General features: G+C 74.1%; 12 protein-coding genes and 4 pseudogenes. 5 read left to right on the forward strand and 11 right to left on the reverse strand.

The annotated features are described in order from the left end of the window. Positions 1-311: 311 nt before the first annotated feature. Positions 312-533 (forward strand): hypothetical protein, encoded by a 222-nt coding sequence (locus FF86_RS03600; RefSeq protein ID WP_152989835.1) that lies wholly within the window; start codon positions 312-314, stop codon positions 531-533. A gap of 282 nt (positions 534-815) precedes the next feature. Here FF86_RS03600 and FF86_RS03605 read toward each other — a convergent pair whose 3' ends face one another. From FF86_RS03605 to FF86_RS03625, 6 genes and pseudogenes are all read right to left on the reverse strand, one after another. Further along, complete coding sequence (locus FF86_RS03605; RefSeq protein ID WP_044886817.1) at positions 816-1700, reverse strand: YhjD/YihY/BrkB family envelope integrity protein; 885 nt, start codon at positions 1698-1700, stop codon at positions 816-818. A 129-nt stretch (positions 1701-1829) separates the two neighbouring features. Continuing rightward, the gene (locus FF86_RS39595) at positions 1830-2171 is read right to left on the reverse strand and encodes an ABC transporter permease (RefSeq protein ID WP_313954299.1); all 342 of its coding nucleotides are present in this window, start codon (positions 2169-2171) and stop codon (positions 1830-1832) included. Between the two features lie 288 nt (positions 2172-2459). Beyond that, positions 2460-3422, reverse strand: a pseudogene (locus FF86_RS39600) (FtsX-like permease family protein); the annotation flags it as partial. Between the two features lie 1007 nt (positions 3423-4429). Beyond that, on the reverse strand, positions 4430-5206 hold the full coding sequence (locus tag FF86_RS03615) for an ABC transporter ATP-binding protein (RefSeq protein WP_063870326.1): 777 nt from the start codon (positions 5204-5206) through the stop codon (positions 4430-4432). Positions 5207-5911: 705 nt separating this feature from the next. Then, a partial coding sequence (locus tag FF86_RS03620) for a hypothetical protein (RefSeq protein ID WP_206778887.1) occupies positions 5912-6295 on the reverse strand: 384 nt, incomplete at its 5' end. Positions 6296-7618: 1323 nt separating this feature from the next. Further along, positions 7619-8557, reverse strand: coding sequence for an NADP-dependent oxidoreductase (locus FF86_RS03625; protein WP_044888213.1), 939 nt, complete (start codon positions 8555-8557; stop codon positions 7619-7621). A gap of 161 nt (positions 8558-8718) precedes the next feature. On the opposite strand from FF86_RS03625, the gene FF86_RS03630 reads away from it, so the two are divergent. From FF86_RS03630 to FF86_RS39605, 3 genes and pseudogenes are all read left to right on the forward strand, one after another. Then, positions 8719-10281 (forward strand): hypothetical protein, encoded by a 1563-nt coding sequence (locus FF86_RS03630; RefSeq protein ID WP_044888214.1) that lies wholly within the window; start codon positions 8719-8721, stop codon positions 10279-10281. Positions 10282-10975: 694 nt separating this feature from the next. Then, positions 10976-12597 (forward strand): CHAT domain-containing protein (locus FF86_RS03635; RefSeq protein WP_242418103.1); only part of this gene is annotated, 1622 nt, incomplete at its 3' end. Between the two features lie 552 nt (positions 12598-13149). Next, a pseudogene (locus FF86_RS39605) lies at positions 13150-15456 on the forward strand (hypothetical protein); the annotation flags it as partial. Positions 15457-19138: 3682 nt separating this feature from the next. Here the strand turns inward: FF86_RS39605 and FF86_RS03645 are convergent. The 5 genes and pseudogenes from FF86_RS03645 to FF86_RS03660 all read right to left on the reverse strand — a co-directional run. Then, positions 19139-20260 carry a hypothetical protein gene (locus tag FF86_RS03645; protein ID WP_055864163.1) on the reverse strand — a complete coding sequence of 374 codons (1122 nt, stop codon included), beginning with the start codon at positions 20258-20260 and terminating at the stop codon, positions 19139-19141. A gap of 75 nt (positions 20261-20335) precedes the next feature. Further along, positions 20336-20797: a Zn-ribbon domain-containing OB-fold protein gene (locus FF86_RS03650; RefSeq protein WP_044888218.1), complete on the reverse strand. Its 462-nt coding sequence runs from the start codon at positions 20795-20797 to the stop codon at positions 20336-20338. Then, a partial coding sequence (locus FF86_RS64945; RefSeq protein WP_396229745.1) for a thiolase C-terminal domain-containing protein occupies positions 20794-21272 on the reverse strand: 479 nt, incomplete at its 5' end. The genes FF86_RS03650 and FF86_RS64945, both read right to left, overlap by 4 nt. Position 21273: 1 nt before the next feature. Beyond that, positions 21274-21555 (reverse strand): annotated as a pseudogene (locus tag FF86_RS64950) (nonspecific lipid-transfer protein); the annotation flags it as partial. 541 nt (positions 21556-22096) lie between these two features. Next, positions 22097-23085 (reverse strand): annotated as a pseudogene (locus FF86_RS03660) (phosphotransferase family protein); the annotation flags it as partial. A 618-nt stretch (positions 23086-23703) separates the two neighbouring features. On the opposite strand from FF86_RS03660, the gene FF86_RS03665 reads away from it, so the two are divergent. After that, positions 23704-24810, forward strand: a 1107-nt coding sequence (locus FF86_RS03665; RefSeq protein ID WP_242418104.1) for an epoxide hydrolase family protein, incomplete at its 3' end; no start/stop codon positions are given. Positions 24811-24816 lie beyond the last annotated feature (6 nt).

Below are 24816 nucleotides of genomic sequence, written 5' to 3' on the forward strand. Positions count from 1 at the left end.
GATATCTCCGTCGCGATGGTGAACGAGAACGCGCTGCGGAGATGCCCACCTGATTTCGGCTGGTCAGGGGTGTTGAAATGTGTTGGACGGCGCCCTCGACCGCCGGCAGACGGTCCTTCCAGGCGGGGATTTATGTCTTCGTTTCGGCACTTTCTGGTAGCACCCGGCGGGAAGCGGCGGCGCTAGTCTTCGTGTCGTCACCGAATCGCGACGGCAAGCATTTCTGGTTGCTTTCCGGGTTGCCGACTGCTTGTCCATCTGATCTGGGCGTTCTGCCGTCTGTGATTATCCATCGACGGAAATGTGTGAGGATGCATATCATGGCTTTGCGAAGGATCCAGTTGGCCGTGGCGGCCGCCGGTCTGCTCGTTCTCGCTTTCGGGATCGGCGGCATCGCCCCAGGGGGGATCTCCGCACCCATCGGTCAGTCGCACGCGAACCACGGAGCCGTGAATATCTTCGCCGGCGGCGGCAACGGTATCGACAACGGAAACGGGGTCGACCACGGTAACGGCGTGGACCACGGGCATTAGGGTGCGTAGCTGATCCGGATCATGGGGCTCGGTTGTGCTCCTTGATCCGGATCGTCAGGGCGTGGCGGGTGGGGACCGGCTGTGGTCGTTGAAGGTAGGGCGTGCCCGGACGGCGTGGCGCGGTCCCTCGGGAACATCATGATCGTCGGAGTTGGGTTGGGAGCGACCCACCGGCCCAGGAATGCCTACCCTTCTCCATCACAGGGATGAACTGCCGGCGGACTGCCCCGCGGTCAGCACGAACGCCGCCGGCCGGCCGCCGCGGCCGACGTCGGCGGAGACTCAGTCAGGACGCCCGTGCCCGTGCCCGTGGCCGGCGGCTCGGGGGTGCAGCCGCCCGCGCCGCGGGTCTGTCCACGGGACGCCGCCGCGTTCGTCGAGGCGTTGGGCGAGGCTGTAGCCGACGAGCACGATCAGGTGCAGCAGGAACAGCCAGAAGCCGACCGCGACGGCCCCACCGATGGCGCGGAAGCCGCCGAACGGCAGGCCCAGGTCCAGGTGAAACGACAGGAACAGCACGAACCCCTGCACGAAGCCGGCGACGAACGACCCGGTCGCCGCCGCCGCCCATAACGTCGCCGCCCAGCCCGGCCGCCCCGGCCCCACCACCCGGTAGACGATCACGAGCGTCGCGGTCAGCGCCAGCCAGTCGGCCATGAACGCGACGACCACCCCCAGCCCCGCCGAGGCGTCGCTCTCGGCGAACAGCCGGGCCAGGGTCGGCGTCACGAGCAGCACCGGCAGCAGCAGTACCGGGGCGGCGGCGAGCAGCGGCAGGACGCCGAGGCGACCCCGCCACCCGACGAGACCCTCGGTCGTTCCGGCGAGCCGGACGAAGGCCCGCCGCAGCCCCTCGCCGTAGAACGAGGCGGGCACCGCGGCGGCCACGACGACCAGCGGCGACATCGTCAGCGCCGCGTCGAACGCGGCGAGCACGACCGCCGGGGCGCCGAGACCACCCGGCAGCGCGCCGGCCAGGGAACGGCCGAGCTCCGCCGTGCGCGGCCGCCCCAGCAGCAGGCCGAGCAGGTTGACGGCCACCAGCACCCCGGGAACGACCGAGATCGCCGCATAGTAGGTGACGCCCGCCGCGAGCAGGGCCAGGTCGTGGCCGCGCAGCGCGCCGACCACGTCCCGCCCCAGCACCGTCAACCAGCGCAGCCTCATCAACCAGCGCACCTCACCAGCCAGCGCAGCCTCACGAGCCAGCGCAACCTCGTCAACCAGCGCCGCCTCGTCACGTCCCCGCAGTCAGCCGGCGGTCCTCATCCTGCCCGCACCGGCGCTGCGCGGTGGTTACTCGATGACCCGAAGGGTGGAGGGGACGTCCATCCGGCGGACCCGGCGGGCCGCGGCCAGCGGTGCGACCGCCACCGCGCCGACGCCGAGCAGCAGGATGACGACCAGGGTGCGGCCCGACAGGATCGCCTGCACGCCGAGGTCGGGCAGCGTCTCGGCGAGCAGCACCTCCACGGTGTAGCGCAGCGCCCAGTAGCCGGCGGCGATCCCCAGCAGCGTCCCGACCAGGCCCATCACCGCGCTCTCGGCGACGGTCAGGCCGAGCACGGTGCGGGTGGACAACCCGTAGGCGAGCATCGTCGCGTGCTCGCGGCGCCGCTCGTCCACGGCGATGCTCATCGCGTTGTAGGCGATGAGCACGGCCAGCAGGAGCACCACCACCTCGCCGATGCGCAGGATCCCGACGAAGGTGCGCAGCAGGGCCCGGATCTCCTCGATGCTCGCCGTCGCCGAGACCACCGACGCCACTCCCGGGATGGCGGCCAGCGTGCGGGTGGCCGCGTCCCGCCCGTACCCGGCCGCCGGCTGCACGACGACCACGTTGGTGGTTCCGGCGAGCCGGAACGCGCCGGCGTCGGCGTTGTCGAGGAACACCACCGAGCGAACCGGGAAGGCGTGGATGCCGGNGATCCGCTGCGGTGTGTCCACGGTCCGGTAGCCGGTGCCGACCCGCTGCGGATGGCGCAGCGTGATCGTGTCGCCGGGGTGGACGCCCAGGTCGTGGGCGGCCTTCTCGGAGATCAGCAGCCCGCCGGTGGGGGACCCGGAGACGACCGACGGCGACCACAGCCCGTGCCCGATGTCGAGGATGTAGGTGAGCACGTCGATCGGTGCGGCCGAGGCGTCGCCGCCGGTCCTCGGGCCGGTCCGGGTGCCGGTCCCGGCACCGACGGTGGGGGAGAGGCGGCTGGGCAGCGCCAGCGTGGGGTCGGTCTCGGTGACGGCGGGGGAGCGGCGCACGGCGTTCACCGTCGGGGAGTTCACCGGTTCGACCCGGGGCAGCATCACCCGCAGCCGGTCGGGGGCGCTGGTCGTCAGGTCCGCTTCGGCCCGGTCCGTGGTGCGGGTGAACGTGTCCAGCTCGCCGGTGAAGACCACCAGGGCAGTGATCACCGCGGCGATCGCGACGGCGGTGAGCAGCAGCCGGCGCGGGGCACGCGCCAGGTTGCGCAGCGGCATCTGGGCGAGGCTGCCCCCCGGCAGCCGGGCCCGGCCCAGCAGCCGGACCAGCGGTCCCGTCCCCCCGGCCACGGCGCTCGCCCGGATCGCCCGCACCGGCTCCACCCGCACCGCCCGCCACACCGGCGGCAGGGCGGCGAGCACCGGCAGGACCAGGCCCACGGCCGCGGCCCGGGCGAACACGCCGACCTGGAAGTTCGTGTGCCACACCGGCAGCGGCCACACCCCGCGCAGCAGCGCGCCCATCGCGGCGCCCACGACGAGGCCCACCAGGACACCGGCGACCACGCCGAGCACCCCGACCTGGGCGCCCAGCAGCAACGGGCGCAGCGCGAGCCGGCGCGGTGCCACCCCGAGCGCCATCCCGATGCCGATCTCCCGGCGCTGCGCGTCGACGACCCGTCCGACCAGGTTGAACGCGGNGAACACCGCCCCGACCAGGACGAGGACGGCCAAGACGTCCCACAGCCGCTGATCGCTGTTCACATCGTCGTAGAGGATCTGCCGGGTCTGGATGTCGTCCCGGTCGGTCACCGTCACGCTGGTGCCCGGCAGCGCCGCGGCCAGGGCCCGGGACAGCTCGGCGGCGAACGCGCCGGTGTCCGTGCCCGGCCGCAGAGTGAGCACCAGGTCGTTGACGGCGCCGGGCTGCCCGGTGAGCCGCTGCGCGGTCGGTAGCGACGTGTAGAGCACCCCGAAGCCGGACTGGGTGACCAGGCCCGGCTGCTCGCCGGGCAGGATGAAGTACTCCGGCGACTGGCCCTGCCCGACGTAGTGCACCTCGCCGCCGCCGCTGGTCCGCACGGTGCCGGTCGGCGGGAGGTGGTTCGCGTTGGCGAAGGTGCGGTCCAGGACGCCGACGTCGCGCCCGGAGTCGGCGGGCACGAGCGCGCGCCCCCGGGCCACCGACACCCCGTCGACCGGCGGCCGGGCGGTCAGGTCGATGCCGACCAGTTCGCCGCGGGAGAGCACGGTGTGCCCGGGGCGGGAGGCGTCGATCTCGGTCGGCAGCACCAGCCGTTCGGCGTCGGCGGTGACGGCCGCCGCGGCCGGCAGCGACCGGACCACCGCCGCGAGCCGCCCCTGCGCCACCGTGGCCCCGGCCCCGACGGCGACCCGCAGATCGTGCACGTTCAGCCGGGCGTAGCTGGCGTCGTAGGACTGCCGCCGCCAGTGCGAGGAGCTGGTCAGACCGGCGTAGAGCCCCGTGCCGAGGCCGATCATCACGGCGATCGCGACCACGAGCAGCAGGCGCTGACGCAGCTCGCGCAGCGACCAGCGCCACCACAGCCCCGTCGATGCCATCCGTCCGCCGCCCGACTACCCGGTCACCAGCGCGTACCCGGTCACCAGCGCGTACCCGGTCACCAGCGCGTACCCGGTCACCAGCGCGTACCCGGTCACCAGCGCGTACCCGGTCACCAGCGCAGCTCCGCGACCGGCACCTGGCCGCCGGGCGGCGGGCCGTCGTGGACGATGCGCCCGCCGGACAGTTCGATCACCCGGTCCGCAATCCGGGCGATCTCCCGGTTGTGGGTGACGACGAGAACGGTCCGGCCCTGGGCGGACTGGTCGCGCAGCAGCTCCAGGATGCGCACGCCGGTGGTGACGTCCAACTCGCCGGTCGGCTCGTCGGCCAGCAGGATCGGGTTGCCGGTGGCGATGGCGCGGGCGATCGCCACCCGCTGCTGCTCCCCGCCGGAGAGCTGGTGGGGGAAGTGTGCAGCGCGCTCGGCGAGTCCCACCCCGGCCAGCACCTCGTCGGTGACCTCGCCGGCTCGGTCCCGCCCGGCGACGTCCGCGCCGAAGCGGACGTTCTCCCGCGCGGTGAGCGCCGGGAACAGGTTGAACGACTGGAACACGAAGCTGACCGCCCGGCGGCGGACCTCCCGCCGAGTCCGCCGGGACGCGCGGGTGACATCGACGCCGTCGAGCCGCACCGTCCCGGTGGTGGGGGTGTCCAACGTGCCGATCAGGTTGAGCAGCGTCGTCTTGCCGCAGCCCGACGGCCCGAGGATCACCAGCAGGCCGCGGGCGCCGACCCGCAGGGTGACGTCCGCGAGCGCCGTGACGCCGGTCGCCGCGCCGTCGTACCGCTTTCCGACGCCGACCAGGTCGATGCGCACCGCCTCGGCCGTCCCGGTCTCGTCGGCCGACCCGGTTTCCCGATCCGCCGGGCCGCCGGGCAACGCCACGCTCGGCCCCCTGTCGTCGCGATCCCCGGGCTCCGGTCGCGCCGGGCTCGAGCCAGTATCGGCGCGGCCGGCACGGCGTCGGGGGAACCGGCCGGCGGCCGGATTGCGCGCGCCGCCGGGCAACGCCCCACGAATGCGGTGGCATCCACCGGGGCCCGCCGTCGGGCACGGCGGACCCCGGTGGATGGTGGTCCGGCGGCGGCGCCGCGCATCCGCCGGCGCCCCTGGCGGATGGGGGTGATGCGGCGGCCGCCACCGGTGGGGGAGTGGTCGGCGGACGGGGATGGTCAGGGCGGGGGCTGTCGGGGGGCGAGGGTCGTCGGGGTGAGGGAAAGGGTGGCTGCCCGCCGGTGGGCGCCATGGCGGACCCGCTCGCCGGTGGGGGTTCCGGGGGGTCGGACGCCGGCGCTGGGATGTCGGCGGGCAGCCAGTCTGAGGGGCGGCCGATCCGGTGGTGGGCGGCCGGTCCTGCGGGGGAGGCGGGTCTGGTGGGTGAGGCGGGTCCTGCGGGGGAGGCGGGTCTGGTGGGTGAGCCGTTCCGGTGGGGGTGGTGCCTCCGGCGCGGGGATCTGGCGGGCTGCCCGCCGTGAGGGGTGCGGCGGGCAGCCCGCAGGTCCGACGCGGTGGGACCGGCGTTGGTCCGGCCCGCGCGGCCGTCGTGCGAGCCCGCCGCGGTCCGCCCTCCGCGGACCGCGGCGGGCCCGGCTAGCGGGCGGGGTGGCTGTGGTGGGGACGCGGTTGCGTGCCGCGGAACCGTTCGGAGCCGCCCTCGCGCTGGCGGACCAGCGGCAGGGCGCTGCCGTGCACCGTGCGGAAGCCGGTCGGGCGCCGGTCGGTGGCTGCATCGTCCACGCCGGCGTCCAGGTCATCGATGGCGTGGGCGCGGACGGCCACCAGGATCTGGTCCCAGATCGTCTGCGGCAGCCGGTTCTCCCGCATGGTCCCGAGATGGCGGAATCGGACGATCACCTCGTCCGGCAGGCCGCGGGCGACCTGGCCGCTGCCGGCTCCCCAGGAGGTCCAGCCGAGGGGCCCGTCGTGTGGGGTCAACCGGTCGAACACGCCGGTGCGGACGTCGTGGACAAACGGNGCCCACAGCGCGACGGGAATCCGGACCTCGCGGATCCGCCCGGCGTAGCGGTACCGGACGACCACGTCCGTATGCTGGCTGGCGAACTTCAGCCCGGGGGCGCAGGCCGGCCGCCGCCAACGCNGCNGCGGTTCCCCCGCGGTCCTGCCCGTACAGTCGCCCTGGCCCACCCGCCCGTCCATGGGTTCGTCTCCCGTCCTGGCCAGTCCGCCCGCGGCAACGGTCCACCGGGGGCCGCACGCGGCCCATCGGGAGCCCGCTGTGGGGGTGGGAGATGTGGTGGTCGGGCCCGTGCCGGTGGAGGACCGGCGTACGCAGACCCGGTGTGTGCGCTCGGTGCTGGTGCCCGGCGTGCGGGCAGGGTCCGGGAGAGGACCGGTGCGTGCGGTGCCCGTGGCCCTCTCCCGGTGTGCCTCACCGCCCATGAAGACCCGCGCGGCGATCCGCCCATCGCAGTGGGTGATCGAGTGCGGGCGGGGCAGCCACCCTCGGCGGAATCCGACATCCCAGGAGGAGGATCCCGTTGACATCATCAGGTGTCCTCCTCGCCNCGGTAGCTGGGAAGCGGGCTGCGCGTCCGCCGGTGGACACATCACACCGTGCTGGGCGTATCTGGGACAGAGTGCAACGAGCCGTTGCGGCCGCACGCATATTCGTTGCGCCTGATCGGCGGCTTCGGTCTTCGCCGGAGACNGGAACGCCGTGTCNGGCGGGTGATTACACACCGTCGTTGNCGGGCCGACCGCCGTCGGGGTTCTCTCGCCGCGAGTGGCGAGGATCGCCGACCAGCTCCGTCTANCTGTGGCGGCAATGCTGATGCCTGCCTGCGCATATCCAGCCTACGAAAGTTCCGCGCAATTGGCATTGATCAAAGATGGTCTGTTTTGTTGTCGGGCGAGAATTGACTACCTGTGCCGCTGCCGTTGTGCGTGGGCAGTGGATATCAATGTGGCTTGACTGTCGGAAGATTCCGGCGTGGGTGGCGGTTGGGCTGTAGTCCGACCGGTGTGATATTGGGAAAACCGCCCCTGCCGTCGTTCCGGTGACCGCCCGCCGGAACGTGTCTGACCTCCGCGCCCGCCCTCGACGGCCCGCCGCCGACGCCCCACCTGCGGCGCCCGACCGCCGGTGGCGTGGCTTGCCGAAACCTTACCTCGAAAGGACGGCCACTTCCGGGGCGCTGAATCGCCGTCACGGCAGCTCGGCGTCATCCGGCGGTTCGGCGCCATCCCCGAGTAGGGCGCCATCCCGAGTAGAGCGAAAGAAAGAGAGTCGGCGGGCAGGCTGGACGGGTCCGGCGGTTTCGCGCCGGACCCGGAGGTTCACCAGGTCAGCACGAGCCGGCCGCGGACGCCGCCCTTCTCCAGGAGGCGATGGGCCTCGGCGGCCTGCTCGGCCGGAATGGCCTTCGCCACCCGCAGGGTGAGGGCGCCCTCCTCGACGAGCTGGCGCAGCCGGTCGAGCTTGGCCTGCTCGCGCGCGTAGGAACGCACCCACACCTGGTGAACCGTGATGCCACGCTCGGTCTCGCCCTGGAACGGGCGGACGGCGGCGAACCCGCCGCCGTCGCGGATCGCGCCGAGCAGGGCGTCGTTCTGGATCGAACCGTCCGCCAGCCCGTCCACCCCACCGGGTACCGCCGCCCGGATCCGCTGCGCGACGTCGTCGCCGCGGCGCACCACGATGTCGGCGCCGAGCCCCCGCACTAGCTCGGTGTCCGCCTCGGAGGCGTCGGCGACGACCCGCAGCCCGTCGGCCTTGGCGAGCTGGACGGTGTAGCCGCCGAAGCAGCCGGCCGCTCCCGTCACCGCCAGCGTCTGGCCGGGAGTGAGGCCCAGCAGGTCGAGCGCCAGCCGCGCGGTGAGCCCGTTCATCGGCAGCGTCGACGCGGCCACGTCGCCGACGCCCGCGGGGACCCGCGCGACGGACTCGGCCGGCACCACCACCTGCTCGGCGTAACCGCCGTTCGACGCGGCGGGAACGACGATCGCCATCACGTGGTCGCCGATCGCGAGATCCGTCGACACCCCCTCGCCGATCTCGTCGAGGACGCCGGCGACGTCCATCCCCGGCACGTAGGGCGGCGCCCATTTCGACAGCCATTTCGCCCGGTCACCGCTGCGGGTGAAGGTGTCCGTTGGACTCACGGTGGCGGCGGCGGACCGGATCCGGACCTCGCCCGGCCCGGCATGCCGCTCGGGCACGTCCACGATGCGCAGGGCCTCCGGCCCGCCGAACTCGACCACTCCCACGGCTCTCATGACAGATGACACTAACGCCGCCCTCCCCCTCGCCGCGCCTGGAATGTGCGCGGACGACCCGCGTGCGGCGGCGCAGTCGGGTCGACGCATTCTGCCGCCGAAGGGGGCGGATGAACAGCCCAGGCAGGACGCATTATGGTCGACTCGGTACTCTTGCCGACATGGGGGTGGATCTCGGCTCCGATCGGTCGCGGCTCCGGATCGACCGGACCGCGGGAGCGGTGCTGCAGGCGCAGCGGGATATCTCCGGATGGCTGGACGTCCGCCGCGGAGATGACCGGTTCCTCCGCTTTGGAAATCATTTCCGGATACTCGACGGGGTGCTGGGCGGGATGCTCGCCGCCCTGGCCGGCCGGGTCGTTTCCCTGCGGGAGCTGGGCGACAGTGGCGCGCGCTACGACGGCTGCCGGTCGGTGGAGACGATGCTGACCGTCGTGCGGCGCACGTTCGACTGGTATCGCGAACGATATGACCAGCGGCTCGACGAGCGGCTGGGCCCGATTCTGCTGGCCGCCGACGAACTCGTCCGCTCGTGCTGGTCGCAGCCGTTCGCGGCGATGGGGCGGCCCGCGCCGACCGGGCCGCTCGCCTACGTCGACCCGCGTTTCAACGCCTTCGCCGTCACCCGGTCGAGCGTGCCGGCGTCGCTGCGTCCGCCGGCCCGCACCGACGCGGTGGACGAGGCCGTCCGCGCCCTGCTGCGCGAGCTGCCGATCCCGGCGATCGCCCTGCCGGAATGGGCCACGCGCCAGGCGTGGTGGCTGGCCCCGGCGGCCCACGAGACCGGCCACCACGTCCAGCGGGACCTGGTGCCGGGCCTGCCCGACCTGACCCGCGCCGCGCTGGACCACGCGGTGCGCGCAGCCTCGGGCGGCGACGCGGAGCTCGCCGCCCGGTGGTCGGGCTGGCAGGCGGAGCTCTTCGCCGACGCCTTCTCCGCCGTCATGATCGCCGACGCGGCGGCGTGGGCGGTCGACGAGCTCGAACACGCCGCGCCCGCCCGCCTGGCCGGGCTGTCCCCACCCGGCCACCCGTACCCGCCGCCGCTGGTCCGCCGCGCGCTGCTCGGCGAACTCGTCCGCCGCGTCCGCGGCGAGCACCCGGCCGCACACCAGCCCGCCCCCATGGCCGTCTCGGCTCCGGCCGCCCCCGCACCGCCGGCTGGCAAGCCCATGGGCGTGCTGACGGCGGTCGCCGATGCCGAGGCATGGCTGGCGGCGGGCACGGACGCCGCCGCGCCGGCCGCGGCCGAGCTCCGCCGGCACCTGGCCGTCGTGCCCGCCGCCGCCGACGCCCTGCTCGCCCTGCCGATCGGCGCCACCACGCTGCTCGCTGCCGCCGGCAACGACCCGGCCTGGTTCGACCCCGGTGGCCGGATCGCGAGCTGGACGAGGGCCCTGCGCAGCGACCCGGTGTCGATCAGCCCGCACGCCCGCCAGTCCCGCCCAGCCGCGCGCCTGGCCGTGCAGGCCGGCGTCGCCGCGCACCTCGCCGCCGCCGCCGGGCACCTCCTGGCCGCCGACGGGCACCTCGTCGCCGCCGACGGGCAACTCGACGCCCTGCACCGCCGGCTCGCCGCGTTGCTGCGCACCTGCGGCGAACCGGGGGTCCTCGCCGCCCCGCCCCCGCCCGGCGACGTGGCCGCCCTCGCCATCCGTCTGACCACGTGGTTGCTCGCCCGCGGCGAGGCCCTGTCCGTCGAGGCCGAGATGAAGGTTCGTTGACGATGACGGGATTCCGGCGGGGTGAACTGACGGACGGGGGATCCGCCGCGCCGCCCGGGACCCCGGCGGACGGCGGATTCCCGGTCGGAGGTGCGTGCGTGACGGCCCTGGAACCCTCACCCCTGGCCGGGGCGCGGTGAGAATCCCCCGGGTCCTCGTCGACGTCGAGGACCGTGGGGACGGTTGGACCGTGCACGTGCGGGGCGCGGGGATCACCGCGCGGTACGAGATGGCCGCAGTGGTGGTCACCGACGTCGACGGGCTGCCGCGGCGGGTGCCTGCCTGGCGGGGGGTGGAACCACCGGGTCCGCCTGCGCTGCCCGTGCCCGCCGTGCCCGCTACGCCCGCCGTGCCCGCTACGCCCGCCGTGCCCGCTACGCCCGGCGGGACCGCTACGCCCGACGGGACCGCTACGCCCGACGGGACCGCCGTGCCCGGCGGGGCCGACGGGACCGCCACGCCCGATGAGGCCGACGGGGCCATCGCGCCCGATGGGGCCGCCGCGTGGGATCCGTTGCCCGGCGTCGGTGTCGTTTCGGGGTCGCAGCTCGCCGCGGGGCCGCGGCCTGGGCCCGTGCCGTCTCGTCCGGCTCCGTGGCGGGGCCGGGAGAGGGGGCCGAGGGCGGGCGCGCACCAGGATCCTCGTCCCGGTCACGTCCACCTTGCGGGTCACCCCGACCGTTCGGGCGGCTGGATGCCCCCGCCACGGTCCGCGCTCGGTGCGGGCCCGCCGTCCGGACCGGACGGGGCGGACCCGGCACTGGCGGCGGTGTGCGCCGGCGACCAGGGCGAGATCTCCGGCCTGCTGGCCCGGATCGCCGGCCGGGACCTGCGCGACGGCGACGCCGAGCTCTACGGCCGGTGGCTGTTCGAGTGCCTGCTCGCGCCGGTGTGGCAACGCCTGCTCGCCGCGCCCGCCGTGCGCGCCGCCCGGGGGGTGGAGCTCGCGTTGCGCTGGCCGGCGGACGACACGGCGCTGGCCGGCCTGGTGTGGGAGGCGATGCACGACGGGGAGGCGCCGCTCGCCGGGCATCCCCGGGCGCTCGTCGCCGTCACCCGGGTGGTGCCCGCGGCGACCCCGGCCCCGGTGACGATCCGGCGGGTGCCGAGGGTGCTGTTCGTCGCCGGCTCCGCCCTCGATGACGCGGTGATCCGCCCGGGGGCGATGTTCATGGGCCTGATGCGCGCCTTCGAGGCGGAGGGCCTGTGCGTCTCGCGGGCGATGACGAACGCGACGCTCGCCGACCTCGGCGAGGCGTGTGCGCGGTTCGCGCCGGACGTCGTCCACCTGGTCGCGCACGGCGACGTTGACGAGCACCGCGGGGTCCTGCGCGTCGCTGACTCCGGCGAACCGGACGGGTTCCGCTTCGTCGACGGCGAGACCCTGGCGCTCGCGCTGCGCGGCCCGGCGGGGATGCCGGTGGCGGTCATCCTGAGCGCCTGCGGCAGCGCCCGCCCCGCCGGCCAGGACGCGGGCGGCCAGGACGCGGGCGGTCCCGGCGACGGGCCGGCTGGAATCACCGACGCGCTTCCGGACGCGGCTCGGGCCGCCGGGCGGTCGCTCGCGGCCGAGCTCGCCCTGCGTGGCGTGCCGATCGTCGTCGCGATGTCCGGTGAGGTCAGCGAGCAGGCGAGCCGGATGTTCACCCGCCGGTTCGTGCGGGCGGTGCAGCAGGGCGCGTCGGTGGTCGACGCGGCCGCGGCTGGCCGGCGCGCGGCGCTGCTGCGGGGTGACCCACCGAGCCGGTACCTCGACTGGGCGATGCCGACCCTCGTCCTCGCCGAGAACGTGCCCCCGGACCTGCGGGTGGTCGACCCGGCGCCGGTGCTCGGGCTGCGCCGGGCCGCCGAGAGCCTGGGGCTGCGCCAGGCGCCGGTGTTCATCGGTCACGACACGGTGCTCGCCGCGACCGAGGCGTTGGCCGCCCCGGCAGCCGAAACCTGCCCCGGGTTCGTCGCCGTGGTGGCCGAGGGCCCGATCAGCGGCCTGGGCGGCAGCCGGCTGCTGCGTGAGGTCGGGCTGCGCCTGCTGCGGACGGGGCATCTGCCGCTGCTCGTCGGGCCCTTCGGTGACGGCGCTGCGCCGACGGACCTGCGTGCGGTCGTCAGCCAGGTGCTCGAGAAGGCAATCATGATCGCCGAGGTGCTGGGCATCGATCCGCCGCCGCTGACCGTCCTCGACGCCGATCCGGACTCGCGGCTCGCGGCCACCGTCAGCCCGCAGGCGTTCCTCGGCGTCAACGTCGAGGAACGGTTCGACCTGCTCAACGATGCGGTCGCGGAGTTCGCCGCCGGGACGGCCCCGCTGCGCGGACCNGGGCTGCGTCACCGCCTCGCCCGAGACCTGGGCGCGCTCGCCGACGCGGCCGCGGCCGCCGGCGAGCCGTTCGGCGCGACGACGCGGGTGGTCGTGCTCGGTGACGAGGTGCATCGGTGGGTCGGNGCGCTACGGCCGCTGCTGGCGATGATCCGCCGCGACGGGCTGGGTAGCCCGGACCGGCCGATCCCCGTGGTCGTCACCGCCTCCCTGCTGGCGGAGGAGGGAATTTTTCTCAAGCAGTTCCGGGACGGGCAGGCCGGGCAGCCCGGCTTCGTCTTTCCGGAGCTGGCCCCGATGCCTCGGGCGAGCGCCATACTGGGCTATCAGTGGGTGCTCCTCCACCCGTGGCAACGGCGGTATCCATTCGTCTACACGGCCGCGCGGAACGCGTCACGGGTGAAAATCGAAGAAAGCCTCGCTCACTTGAACGGCATACCCACCGCTGTCCGCAAGGACCTGTACCTGCTCGCCGAGATTCTCACGACCCTCGAAACCTTCGTCGCCGCCGACGACGAGGGAGCCATGCGCGCCTACGAGGAGCAGTTCCGGTGAGGTCGTCGTCGCCGCCTCCGCCATCCCCGTTGCCCGGTCGCCCCGCCGGGGCGACCGGCCATGACGGCGATCCCACCGAGAGCGGGCCGCCCGACGTCGGCGCACTGCTCGCGCGGGCGCGCGCGGCGACCCTGACAGCGTTCGAGTCGACCCGGCTGTGCCGGTTGGCGCTGGTGCCCGAGTGGACGGACGCCACCGCCACCCTGTTCGGCCTCGTGGCCGCCGACGAGCTGGCGGCGCTGCTCGCGCAGCTCGACGAGGCCGGCCTGATCGAGCGGCGGCGTGCCCTCGGCCCACGCCGGACGATCCGCCAGGTGTTCTGGCTGCGAGCCTCCCGGCGCGACGAGGTCGGCCGCCACCTGCGCGGCCTCGGTCTCGACGTCGACGCTGAGGTCGACGCGCTCAGCGACGTCATCGCGGCGGCGACCGAGGCGTCCGCGGGAGAGCTCGCCCGCGAGTTCGCGCCCTGGCTGGAGGTCGCCGTCCAGCACCGCCGCGACCGCTCCGGGTCCAGCCTGTTCCAGCGGGTCGACGGTCTCGTCACCGTCGCCGCACCCGCCCGCCCGGCCGGTGCCCGCGTCGACCCGGCCGCGGGGCTGGCCGCCGCAACCCGCCTCGTGGCCGCGGCGCGGACGATCGGCGCGGTCTGCGGGGGCACGCTCGCCGAGGCGGCCCGCCGCGCCGGCTGGCGGCTCGACCGCGCCCACCGCGACGCCCAGGACGCCGAATACCTGCGCGATTACCAGAACCGGGCCGAAGCCGAGGACGCGCTCGGCGAGCTGCTCGCCGAGGACGGGCCGGGCACGCAGTGGGCGGTCCACCTGCTCGGCACCGGTGGCATCGGCAAGACGATGGTGCTGCGCTACCTCGCCTCGGGCGCGTACGCGGCCGCGCGGGGCCTCGCGTCGTTCCCCGTCGCGCGCGTCGACTTCGACCATCTCGATCCTCGCTACCCCGAGCAGCGGCCCGCGGAGGTGCTGCTCGCCCTCGCCGACGAGCTCGCCGGCTACGGACCCAGCCGCGGCTGGTACCACTCGTACCGGCGCTTCCGCGACGCGGCGAACGCACTGCACGAGCAGCTCGGCCGCGCCGGCCCCGACCCCTCGCCCGCCGAGCAGGCCGCAGATCGGGCCGCGGAGCAGGTCTATGGTTCGGCGGTCTACCCGGACCACGGCCCGGTCCGGTCGACCGCGGGCGCGCTGCGGGCCGCCGCCGCGCAGACGATCCGGGCGCTGTTCGACGAAGTCGTCCGCGCGTTCGCCCGGGTGCTGCGAGAACTGGGCCGGCCGCGCGTCGTCCTCGTGCTCGACACCTGCGAGGAACTCGCCAAGCTCTACGCCCCGGGCACCGCGGCCCCCGCCATCGACCGCACCTTCGACCTGCTGGAACGCCTGCACGCCGAACTCCCTGGCGTCCGGGTCGTCCTCGCCGGTCGCCGCCCGCTCGTCCTCCCGCCCGACGAGAGGCAACGTGCCGGCGGACCCGTCCTGCTGGCCCGCGAGTACGTCCGGGTGGTCCCGGTCGCCGGTTTCACCGCGGTCGAGGCCCACCGCTACCTCGACGCGCCGCGCTCCGAGCCGGACGCCGGACTCGACGACATGAACCTGGACTCGACCTCCCAGGCAACCGTCCTGCCCTCCCAGGCAACCGTCCTGCCCGGTCGCCGGCGCGGGAGCGCGTTGCGCGCCGCGCTACTGGAACGGGCCCGGATGCCTCCCACGCCGGCGGGCGAGGTCCGTTACAACCCGTTCGAGCTCGCCGCCTACCGGGAGTGGATCGCCCGCGAGCCCGACCTCGACCCGGCCGTGCTGCGTGCCGCCGGTGACCCGCTGGTGGAACGGCGCATCATCGCCCGCCTCGCCGACGACAACGCCCGCGGCGCCCTCGCCATCGCCGCCGAGCTCGGCCGCTTCGACCTCGGCATGATCAGCCCCGCATTGCGCCGGGCCGGCCTCGACCCGCAGGCCGCGTTCGACGGCCTCGCCGCTCAGGAGTGGACCCACGTCCGCGCGCTGGGTTCCCGGGGCGAACCGCTGGTGATCGAGGTCGACGAGCACCTGCGCGACCGCATCCGGGTCGCCGTCGCCGCCGAGCCCGACCGCTACCCGCTCGACCGTGCCGGGCTCGGCCGGGACGCGGCCGCCCTGGTCACCGCCGGCCCGCTGGCGGCGGTCACCGCCGAGGCCGTCGAGACCGCGGTGCGGCTGCTACCGGTCGCGGACGCCGGTCTCTTCTGGGCCGCCCTGGAGGAGCGTATCGTCGCGTCCGGCGAATGGGGCTGGGCCGGCCAGGTCTGCGTGCGTNCCGCCGCCGTCGAACGCCTGCGCGCCGACGGCCCCGCGCCATCCCCGACGCCGCGCCCTTCTGACGCGCCGGCCCCGAGCCCGTCCAACCCGACGATCCTGGCAGCGGTCCTCGCCACCCAGGCCGCTGCACGCATCCACACGGGGCAGCGCACCGGGTCCCGGGCCCTCTGGGCCGGGGTGCTCGACCAGGCACCCCGCCACCCCTTCGCCGAGCAGGGACGCGTCCTGCGAGCCAGGGCCGTGCTCGGGCTGTTGACTGCCGGGAGCGCGTCCTCGCCGATCGACACGACCGCAGTGACGACCACCGCCGCGATCCTCGCCCGGCCCGCAGACAGCCGGGCGACCCGGTCCACCGATCCCCGCGAGTCTCCCGGTGGGTTTGTCGTGGACGCCCTCGACGCCGTTCCGGTCGGGTCACTGCTCGCGGCTGCGGAAGCGGTCGCGGAAGGCGAGCTGCCCGACGTCGGCCCGGTGGGGAACTGGGACCGGTTCGGCACCGGCCACGCCGGCCCCGGCGATCCGGCTGTCGGGGCACTGCTCGGCGCTGCGCGCAGCGCACCGGAAGCGGGCGATCCCACGGTCGAGCTTGTCACCGAACTGGTCGAGACCATCCTGACGTTACGCCTGTCCGCCACCGCTGGCGGGTCGCCGGACGGACTGCTCGCGGCGATCGAGCGGTTCGAGCCCGCAGCCGCCCGGCAGTGGGCCGACTGGGCGGCCCCTCCCGGCCTCGTCGACCGCGCCCATCTCGCCGTGCTGCTGCTGCGCGCCCGCGGGGTTCCACCGGCCGAGCCGCCCGACCTGCCTGNCCACTGGCTGGCCGAGATCCTCGGGCGCACCGGGGACATCGATGCTGAGCGGCGCGTCGCCGCGGCCGTCCACCTGACCCTCGAGCATCGGGTGATCCCTCGCGGCACGCTCGAACGCTTCGACGACCGTCTCGGGTACGTGGCCGGGCGGCACCCGACGAGCTGGCTGCATCGTCAGATCCGCCCGCTCGCGGTCGAGGTCGCCGACGCGTGGGCGCTGCTCGACGAGCCGCACCGGGCCGCCGAGATCATCGCAGAGTATCGCGAGGCGGCCCGGGCGGAGGGCGACGACCTCGCCGCCGTCGAGCAGTGCGAGTTGGCTCTGCTGGCGCTGTGCCGCCGTTACCGGACCACCGAGTTCAGCCCGTCGATCCGCCAGCTCGCGCGGGCGGGTTCCGTATCAGTGCGGGCCGAGGCGTGGCTGGTGCTGGCCCTGGTCAATGGGCAACTGCCGGACAGTCCCGCGGAGGCGGGTAGCTGGCACGCCTGGTGGCGCTGCCAGGACCACGAGTCGTTGACGCGCCGGGCGCGGTCGGGTTCGCCCGTCGTCTTGGCTGCTCCGCCGTCGGTCGACGAACCGGGTCTACCCTCGGGCACGAGCGTCGTGGATCGCATCGAGTGGGGGACGCTGGGCTTCGGAGCGGNCGGGTTGACCGACGAAGTCCGCCGGGAGCTTGACCGGCTCACCGACCCGCAGACGCGGCTATGCGGTGCCGCGTTGGTCCGGGACTCGCAAGGCCCGCCGTCCTCGCCCCAGCGCACCCGCCAGCCGCCTACGGTCGGCGACCCGGTCGCCCGGGCGCTGTCCGCGCTGCCGCCGCTGGCCGGCGCCCGCGCGGCGATGGCGGTCGCCGAGGTCCTCGGCCCGCGGCTGCCCGCGCACGCCGTCGCGCTACTGGAACGTCCGTCCGATCTTGAGCCGCGTTCCGTGGCGGACTGGCTGCGGGACACCGGCGACGAGTTCGGCGCCCAGGCCGCGGCCGTGCTCGGCGCCCGTCTGCGCCAGCGTGCTGGGCTGGCAAGCGCCCCGCAGACGGTCCCCTCGCGGCTGGTCGCCTGGCCGGGTTGGTTCGAACGCTTCGAGCCGGTGCAGGCTGGGTTGACTCCGGGGCCGGCCCGGTGGGAGCGCCGACCCACGGCCGGCTCGGGGGATGCGTTTCGACTGTCCCTGCCGCTCGAACTGTCCGCGACCGTGGTGCAGCCGCTCCCTTGGCGCGACCCGGTCGCCGCTGCCGTCCGTGACGACGCGGTTGACGCGGTCGACGGGGACGACGCGGTCGACGGGAACGACGCGGTCGACATGGTCGATCTCGAGGATCTCGAGCCCGACAGGTCGGCCATTCCGCTACGGCCGTCCGAATCGGCGGTGGCGAGCCGTAGTCCCCGGCGACGGGCGCGCATCGTGGTCGGGGCGGTCGCGGCGGTGCTGCTGGTCGTGGCCGTGACGGGACTGATCGTCGTGTTCTCGCGGTCCGGGCACACGGTCCGGACGGGCGAGGGCACCTCATGGTGGGACGGGGACGTGGTGCTGCCCGCCCTGCTGATCCCCGGCATCCTGCTCGCACTGGCGTCGGTGGCGACGATATCCGCTCGGGCTCCCGGCAGGCTCTCGGCAATGCGTGTGTCGCTGCGCCCGGGGCGCCGCCGTTCGGGTGGGCGTCGGCGCCGCAACGACGGCCCCGCTGCGCCGGATCGCCTCCGCCTGCGGGTCGACGCGCCGATCGAGGTCCGGGAAGGCCGTTACACGGCCATTCCCGTGCCCCCACGCCAGACGAAGTTCCTCGTCACCACAGTTCCGGCCTGGCTCTGGTCGTCCTGGTCGGGCCGGCCGCGGCCGCTGATCGACCGCGTCCTGCCCGCCCGGCCGTTGTGGCGGTTCGACGGGCAGCGGGCGACGTTCGTGCGCCGGCGTCGCTGGCGTGCCCGGGAGCGGCGAAGTCTGTGGCTGATCCCGCTCGTGGTCGAGGACGAGGCGCGGGGTGTGGACTGGGAGCGGCGGCTCGCCGCGGCCGCGCCGCCGCAGTCCGCCCGCACGCTCGTCTTCGCGCGCTTCGGGTCGGGAAGCCTTCGGTCGGCTGCCGGCCGGCCCAGCCTGCCGACGTCGGTGGGTGCCTTCCGCGGCCCGCGCCATCTGCGGCCCGACGATGCTGGACCCGCCTCGACCGTCATCGCGCAGGCGATCGGTACCCCGGTGCACACCATGTCCGGGCTGCGGCTGCGGGTGAGCGACGACGACGGAGCCGGCCTGTCCGCGGCAGGTGACGAGACGCTGGTGGGGATCGAGGATCTCGATGTCGCCGGCATCCCTCTCACCGTGCTGCAGGCCGACCCGGTGGACGGCGCGGCGGCGCCGCTGGGCGAGGACCGGGCCGGCTTCGTCGACCTGGCCATCGCCGCGCTCGACGCGGGGACCTCGGCGGTGCTCGTGATTCCGCCGCTGCCCGACGAGCTCGCGGCCGCGGTCGGCGCGGCCGTGCGCGAGACGGTCGACCTCGCGCTGCAGGGCAGGCTCGGCCGCGACGGCCGGCTCCTGGCACCGGCCTTCGCGGCCCGTCGGGTCAAGGACCTGATCTACGAGGCGGCCGCCGGCGACGCCGTCACCCCCAACGACGCTGCCACCCCCGGCGACGCCGTCACCTCCGACGATCCAGGTGGGTCCGCGGCGTCCCGGATCGGCCCGGGCGTCTCGATCGCCATTGCCACCGACGATTCCCGCCCCGGCGATGACGTCCTGCTGTTCCTGCGCTGAGGGCACCCGCGATCGGCATCCCGCGATCGGCATCCTGCGAGTGGCACCCTGCGAGTGGCATTCCGCGACTCGGATCAGGGGATGGCGCCGGCTCCCCTTCCGCCGGGTCGGGCCGGCGCCGTCAGACGGCGAGCAGGTCGGCGAGGGTGAGGGCGGCGAGGGCGGGGTCGTCGCGGGCGGGCAGCAGGGCGATGACCTCGTCGGCGACGGTGGCGTCCGGGTCGCCGAAGGCGGCCTGCTCGGGGCCGGCGTCCAGGGCGGCGGCGATCGCGGCGGCGATCCGGGGGCGGTCGGACTCGACGTAGTCGGCGGACGTCCAGGCCAGGGTGACGGCCTCGGCGCGGTGGTCGGCGAACGCCCCCGCCCGCCCGTGTGTCCGCGCCAGCCGGGCCTGGGCGATCAGCGCCGTCATCGCCGGCGACAGCCAGACGTCATGCTCGGCGCGGGTCTCGACCCGCACGACCAGGTAGTCGACCCCGGTCAGCCGCCGCTCCCCGCCGCCGGAACCGCCTGGCCCGCCGGAACCGCCTGGCCCGCCGGAACCGCCTGGCCCGCCGGAACCGCCTGGCCCGCCGGAACCGCCTGGCCCGCCGCGGACGGCGAGGCGGCCGTCGGCGCCGATCGTGAGCTCACCGGGCAGCGAGCCCGGCGGGGCGTTCACGACCGCGAGGTGGCCCGCCTGCACCGGCTGGCCGCCGCCACCTGGGCTGATCATCGCGTAGTGGACGCCGAGGACCGGTTTGTCGCCGGCCGCGCCGATCAGCGAGTCCAGGCCGGTGGAGATCGCGTTCGCCACCGACGCCGCGGTCGCCAGGGGCGGCCCGAGCAGCTCGGCGAAACCGGCGACGAACGAGGCGGCCGTGCCCAGCGGACCCGTCTGGGTCGCCTGGTAGACCGCCGCCTCGATCTCCACGGTGCCGCCGTTGAACGGCAGCAGCGGGGTGATGGGGAAATCAAGCTGGTCGCCGGGCACCGCCCAGGCGGCGGCCGGCCGCGAGAACGTCGTGAACGCAACCGGCGCGCCGGCGCCGAACGTCAGCGACGCGCCGGCATGCAGCACCGGAAAGCGGTCGTTTTCCCAGCTCCGTGCCTTCGCGAGGAAACCTTCGGCGAGCCACAGCCGCAGATAGCCCTGCGCCGGCCAGATCGGCGCCGATCCCGGCGCGGGTAGAAAACACGTCGTCACATGCTCGGCGTCCGCGGCGAAGCCGCTTTTTATCCGTGCCCACAATCCCCCCGCCACATCGCGCAGCCTACCGTGGGCGGAAATCCCGCGGCCCGGTGCCGGAATCGGCGTGATGAGCCGGGCCGCCCGTGGTCAGGGGCCGTCCACCGGGCGGAAGACGGCGACGGTGAAGTCCCCGCCGGGCAGCTCGGTGAACTCCGCCCGCACCCGCAGGCCGCAGCGCACCTCCGCGGGGTCGATGCCGACGATCCGGGCGGGCAGGCGCAGGCCGGCCTGCTCGTCGAGTTCGACGAGAGCCACCACGTAGGGCAGGTTGTCGAGATAGCCGGGCACGGTCGCCCGGTGCTGGACGATGAACGAGTAGACGGCGCCGGTGCCGGCGACGTCGGTGAACCGGGTCGGCCCCGCGCACCGCCGGCACCGTTCGAGCGGTGGTTGCAGCCACAGCCCGCAGTGCTCGCAGCGGCACATGGCCAGCCGGCCCTCGGCCAGGGCCGCCCAGAAGGGCGCGGTCACCGCGTCCGGCACCGGCTGCGGCGGAAGGCTGAGCGGATCGGCCCCCACGCTCGGGCGCTCCTCGTGCGTCGTGGTCATGCCGCCGCCGTTCCGTAGACGAGGGCGCCACCGAAGGGGCCCGCCCCGGAGGTGACCAGCGCCGTCTCGGCGCCGCTCACCTGGCGGTCCCCGGCGTCCCCGCGCAGTTGCAGGACCGCCTCGTAATGGTGGTTCAGGCCGTGGATGTAGCCCTCGGACAGCAGGCCGCCGTGCGGGTTGACGACGACGTCGCCGCCGTAGGTGGCCCGGCCGGCCCGGAAGTAGTCGCCGACCTCGCCCTTGGCGCAGAACCCGAAGTCCTCGAAGGTCGCCATCACGGTGAACGTGAAGCAGTCGTACATGCAGGCGACGTCGATGTCGGCGGGGCGCAGGCCGGTGCGCGACCACAGCCGGGGCGCGGTGTCCCGGGAGTACATGCAGCTCAGGTCGTCCCACTGGTCGACCGAGCCGCCGAAGCGATTGCTGTCGGCCGCGCCGAGCAGGTGGACGGGACGGTGCGGCAGGTCCGCGGCCCNCTCGGCGCTGGTCACCACGATCGCCACCGCGCCGTCGATCTCGTAACAGCAGTCGAACAGCCGGAACGGCTCGCTGATCCACCGGCTGTTCAGGTAGTCGTCGAGGGTGATGGGGGAGCGGGCCACCGCGTGCGGGTTGCGCACCGCGTGGTCGCGTTCCTGCACCGCGATGGCGCCCAGGTCCGCCGCGGTGGATCCGTACTCGTACTGGTGGCGACGGCAGAACATCGCGAACCACTGGGGCGGCACGAGGTAGCCGTGCGGCCCCGCGAACTGCCCCTCNCCGTCGACCTCGACCCGTTCCAGCGCCCGGCCGTACCGGGTCTGCGAGCCGAGCACCCGGTAGACGACGACCACCTCCGCCTGGCCGGTCAGCACCGCTGCGGCGGCCCCCGCGACGGTCGAGGTGACGATGTTGCCGCCGCCCAGGACGCTCAGGCTCCACCCGAGGTCGTCGACCCCGATGGCGTGGGCGACCTGACTCGGGCCGGCGCTGTCGCCCGTCGAGTAACAGGTGAAGCCGTCGACGTCCGCGGCGGTGAGCCCACAGTCGGCGAGCGCCTCCCGGGCGGCCTGCGCGGCCATCGACAGCGTGGTGCGCCCCGAGGAGCGCACGAACGGCGACCGCCCGATCCCGACGACGGCCGCGCCCCCTAATGAACGACTCACTGTCCCTCCCGCCGCGTTCCCGCGTCCCGACGCAACGCCGAGGCCGCTGCCTCGCCGCGAGTTTCTGACATTGGACTGCCAGAATNGTAGCCGCGTGTGCCGGCGGGGTCCAGCCCTGGTGTCGCCGCGCTGGGCTCAGATCTCCAGGCCCGGNCAGGTCATCGTGATCGAGTGCGGGTGGGGAAGGTCGAGGATCTGAACGAGGTACTGCTGCCCGAAGTTGTTGCTGCGCAGCTCCTCGATCGTCTCCGGCGCCATCGCACCCGTCGCCCCGTACAGGTCGCCCAGTCGCCGCAGGATCACCGCCAGCCGGTACGACGCGTAGACGAGGTGGAAGTCCAGATTCGCGGCGTCGCGGCCGACGAGCTCCTGCCATCGGCGCACGGTCTGCGCCGGGCTGCCGATGCCCGGTAATCGCTCGACGCCGACCGACTCCGTGCTGCTGTAGTCCATGACCGTCCACCAGGCGAGGTCCGATTCGGCGCCGGCCAGGCACACCATGTCCCAGTCGAACACCGCCGCCACGTCGAGCCCGCTGAACATCAGGTTCGGCAGCCGGGAGTCGCCCCAGGCCAGGGCGGTGATGCCGGTGGGGGGGAGGTGCGCGCGCAGCCACCGCTCGGCCGCGGCGATCACCGGATCGACGCGCCCCCGTGCCACCCAGGCCGCCACGTCGAACCAGTGCGCGAGATCCTGCCGCAGGCCGTCGGGGCCGAGGTGCGGACGGTCGAGGAACGCCACCTTCGCCGGATCGACCTGGTGCAGTCGGGCCATGACCTCGACCGCATTGCGCCACAGCACGGCGCGCTCGCTGGGGACCAGGTCGTGCACCCAGCCGGTGGTGTGGAACGGCGGGGTGTCCCCGGGCACGCGACCCTCGACGCGTTCCATGACGAAGAAGGCCTCGCCGAGGACGCCGGTGTCCGTCTCCAGGCCGACGACCGCGGGGACCGGAATGCCCGGCTCGCGGCCCAGCACCCGGTACATCTCGGCGTGGACGGTGAGGTCGGCGTCCTTGTAGAGGAAGTCGGGGGAGTTGACCCGCACGACGTAGCCCGCCGAGCGGGCCACCCCGGCCTCGGTCCAGCTCGTCTCGCACAGCAACGTCTCGTTGGCCACCCCGGCGGTCCTGGGTAGCGTCACCTCGGTGACGTGCAGATCGGACCGGTGCGGCAGGGCCGTCGAAAACCAGGACTCCAGCGCCTGCCGCGTCTTTTCCGGATCGCGCTGACGGTCCCGGGTCGGCAGCCCGGATTCGATGTAGCTGGCGTTCGTCAACTCCGGCAACGTGTCCTCCTCGCGGCGGGACGAATACGTGCCCGGCGGGATTTCTCGCCGAGCACCACAAAGGAGCCACCGGCGCCCGCGGATGTCGCGCCGGACGCGGAACGTCCGCCGTTCGACTGGTCGCGGGAACGGTCATCACCTGCGCCGACCGGCGGGCGGCGGGATCGCGGCGGACCCGACGGTCGGCGATGATGCCGACGCACTGTATGGCAGTGAACTGTCAGAGTCAATGCCTGATCGTCGATGCGTCGGGGCTCGGGTTACCCGGCCCTGACCTCGGCAGAGGGCTGCTGATCCGAACCCTTGCGCGACGGGTTGGGATGATCCATAGTCTGGTCAGTCCGAGTCCGGTCCTCTCGTCGACCATGGCAGTCAAATGCCAGAAAGAGATCGACGGGTGGTGATCCGGCACGCCTTCACGGCTGGCCAGTGGTGCCTGTCGGTCAGTATTGGGGAAACAGGAGGTGCGCCGCGATGCCGCCGGTCGATTCCTCGCCGCAGCCGTTCACGGTCCGCACGGATCAGGCCGTTCTCGACGATCTGGGTGACCGGTTGCGGCGCACCCGCTGGACCGATCAGATTCCCGGGACGGGCTGGGAGTACGGCACCGATCTGGCCTACCTGCGGGACCTGTGTGAATACTGGGGAGACGGTTTCGACTGGCGGGCCGCCGAGGCCCGGATCAATCGGTGGCCGCACGTTCTGACCACGGTCGACGGGACGCCCATCCATGCCATTCACGCCCGGTCGCCGCATCCCGGCGCCGTTCCGCTGCTGCTCATCCACGGCTGGCCCGGATCGGTCATCGAGTTCCTCGACGTCATCGACCGGTTGGCGGACCCGCCGGCCTACGGCGGCGACCCGGCCGAGGCGTTCCACGTGGTCTGCCCGTCCCTGCCGGGATACGGCTGGTCCGGGCCGACCCGCGAGGGTGGCTGGCACATCCGTCGGGTGGCCGACGCACTCGTCGAGCTGATGGCCCGACTGGGCTATCCGCGTTTCGCCGCCCAAGGCGGCGACTGGGGTGGGATCGCCGCCAGCCTCCTGGGCGCGCACCATCCGGACCGGCTGCTGGCCATCCATCTCAACCTGGTCCTGGCGCCGCCGCCCGACGAGGCCATGATGGCGGCGCTGAGCGCCGCCGAGCGCGCCGCGCTGGAGAGGGTCGTGCGGTTCACCCAGACCGAGACCGGCTATCAGGCCATCCAGGGCACCAAGCCGCAGACGCTGGCCCACGGCCTGGCCGATTCGCCCGCGGGCCTGGCCGGCTGGATCGTCGAGAAGTTCCGGGCGTGGAGCGACTGCGACGGCGACGTGGAGAAGGCGATCAGCCGCGACGATCTGCTCACCAACATCACCACCTACTGGGTCACCGGCACGATCGGTTCGTCGGTGCGCCTCTACCGCGAGTCGATGCGGGCCGGCCTGTTCGGCCCCCCGGACCGGCCGGTCACCGTGCCGACCGGGGTCGCGGTCTTCCCGCGGGAGATCGTGACGCCGCCCCGGCGCTGCGTCGAGGCGCACTACGACCTGCGCTACTGGAGCGAACTGCCGCGCGGCGGTCACTTCGCCGCCCTGGAGNAACCG

This window comes from Frankia sp. CpI1-P (assembly GCF_001421075.1).
Classification (GTDB): domain Bacteria; phylum Actinomycetota; class Actinomycetes; order Frankiales; family Frankiaceae; genus Frankia; species Frankia torreyi.